At 31.0% G+C, this 2,027-nt stretch carries 1 protein-coding gene and 1 pseudogene; both read right to left on the reverse strand.

The genetic code is table 11. The features are described from left to right. Positions 1 to 193 precede the first annotated feature (193 nt). A complete protein-coding gene (gene cls, locus VK998_RS03120; RefSeq protein WP_325225378.1) occupies positions 194 to 1,651 on the reverse strand; it encodes a cardiolipin synthase in 1,458 nt (485 codons plus the stop codon). A 30-nt stretch (positions 1,652 to 1,681) separates the two neighbouring features. Continuing rightward, a pseudogene (locus VK998_RS03125) lies at positions 1,682 to 2,027 on the reverse strand (translational GTPase TypA); the annotation flags it as partial.

A 2,027-nucleotide genomic window follows, 5' to 3' on the forward strand; every position in this document is an offset into this window, starting at 1 on the left:
CCTTCCATAACTTTGACTAATGTTTCAGGTGCTTTTTCTTTTTGCTTAACATTTTTAGCCTCTTCATTTGATTGATTTCCACAAGATATAGATAAAATCATATTTAATATAATTATAATTATCAATATTCCCTTTTTCAAATCTACCACCTCTTAGGATAGTGTTTCCCTTAAGAGAATTTTTATCCTGTCAATTACAATATTGGTGATAGCAACCGTGAAACTGATTCTTTTAATTTAACTATATTAGACCTTTTACTATATTCTTCTATAGTAATTTCTTTACAATGTTTTAAATCTAAATTGAATTGTTCTACCATCTTTCTATTTACTTCTTCATCATAAATAAAAGCATTGACTTCAAAGTTAAGTTTAAAACTTCTAATATCTAAATTTGCAGTACCTATAGATGTTATAAAATCATCCATTATAAAGGTTTTACTATGAAGAAAGCCGTTTTCATAAGTATAAAACTTTACCCCAGCTTCTAGAAGTTCTCCTATATAGGAAAGACCTGCCCAATATACAAAAATATGGTCTGGTTTACACGGAATTATAACCTTTACATCAATTCCTGAAAGCCCTGCTACTTTTAATGCTTCAAACATACTATCATCTGGTATGAAATAAGGGGTTTGGATATATACTCTCTTTCTTGCATTATTTATCATTTTAAAATATCCATCTTTAATACTAGCCCATTTTGAGTCAGGTCCACTACTCACTATTTGAACTCCAGAATCTCCCTTGTTTTTTCTTTGAGGTAGATTTATCTCACATTGAACATTATCCTTTTTTGCTGCAAATCTCCAGTCTTTAAAGAATCTCCATTGAAGTGCCCCTACTGCAGTCCCTCGTACTTTCATATGGGTATCTCTCCAAAATCCAAACTTCTTTGAAAGCCCTAGATATTCATCACCTATATTAAACCCTCCTACGAAAGCTTCTTCCCCATCGATAATACAGATCTTTCTATGATTTCTATAATTAATTCTAGGGGTCACATAGGGGGCAAAGGGAGGGAAAAACACTTCTATTTCTCCTCCAGCTTTTTTTAGTTCATCAAAGCAATTTCTCTTTAATTTCCTTCCTCCCATACCATCATATAATACCTTAACTTCTATACCTTCCTTAGCTTTTTCCGTCAACAAATCTATTATTTTAGTGCCTATCCCATCGCTTTTCATAATATAGTATTCTAAATATATATAGTTCTTCGCCTTCTTTATACTTTCTACTAAAGCTTTAAACTTTTCTTCTCCAGAAAAATAAAGTTCTATGTCATTGTCCTGAGAAAAATATGATTCACTGGTTAAGATATGCATTTTTATTATATCTTCATATTCTAAGAATCTTGGATTAGAAAACCTGTATTCATCTTCCTGGATTTTTTGTCCCTGTCTTAATACTCGGTCTCTAATTCCTCGATCTTCTTCTTCTTTTACTTTAAACATCTTTTTCTTGCTCATATCTTGACCTATAAATAGATATAGTAAAAAGCCAATACCTGGCAAAAAAGTTAGTACCATAAGCCATAACCAAGTAGTTGTAGGGTTTCTTCTTTCAAAAAATACTAATAATATAGCAAATAAAATATTCAACCATAATATATTTTTTAAAAACCACATATACCCATCCACTATATATTCCATAAGATCACCTTTGTTTTATAAATCTTATTGTTAATTATGTTTTTTAGATTTATATCTTTTATTTGTGTCCAGAATTTTTTTCCTAACCCGAAAACTACTAGGAGTTATTTCAATGAGTTCATCATCTTCTATAAATTCTAAGGCTTCTTCTAAAGACATTTGTTTAGGTGGAGATAATCTTAAAGCATCATCAGAACCTGAAGCCCTTATATTCGATTGATGTTTCCTTTTACAGATATTAACTTCTATATCCATTCCCTTAGGGTTTGAACCTATAACCATTCCTTCATAAACTTTAGTTCCTGGGTCAATAAAAAGAGTTCCTCTATCCTGTGCTGAATATAACCCATAAGCAGTTGCTTCTCCCGTTTCAAAG

Origin of the sequence: Schnuerera sp. (assembly GCF_035459645.1) — a bacterium.
Classification (GTDB): Bacteria; Bacillota; Clostridia; order Tissierellales; family Tepidimicrobiaceae; genus Schnuerera.

Coding starts and splice junctions, on each gene's coding strand:
- cls (WP_325225378.1), bottom strand. CDS start 1,651: ATGGAATATATAGTGGATGGGTATATGTGGTTTTTAAAAAATATATTA.